This is a genomic window from Corynebacterium sp. HMSC065H09 (assembly GCF_001812845.1).
Classification (GTDB): Bacteria; Actinomycetota; Actinomycetes; order Mycobacteriales; family Mycobacteriaceae; genus Corynebacterium; species Corynebacterium jeikeium_D.
On record NZ_KV810597.1, the window covers coordinates 1 to 280 of the forward strand.

Sequence of the window (280 nt, forward strand, 5' to 3'; positions counted from 1 at the left end):
AGCCGGCCATAAGCATCTCGTAGATCACGCGATGTTTATGCATCATCGAGACCTTCGGGTAGTGCGATTGGTGCTGGATCTCAATTCCGGCTTGTCGCGCCCACCGCCTGACTGTTGGTGAGGGTATCCCTAACTCACGTCCAACTGCGCTTGCTGATGCCCCGTTGGCGATGTGTTGAAGCGCAATCGGTTTGATGGCACTGTATTTCGTTCGGCGGGTTTGCTTCACTACTTCTCCTGGTCGAAAGTGGTGATGCATTCACCGCCTGAACCTACCGGC

General features: G+C 55.0%; 1 protein-coding gene. It reads right to left on the bottom strand.

Features of this window, described 5'->3' with window-relative positions; translation table 11 throughout:
- The coding region (locus tag HMPREF2878_RS08665; protein ID WP_141753132.1) for a helix-turn-helix domain-containing protein at nucleotides 1–229 on the bottom strand (229 nt) is incomplete at its 3' end.
- Nucleotides 230–280: the final 51 nt, after the last annotated feature.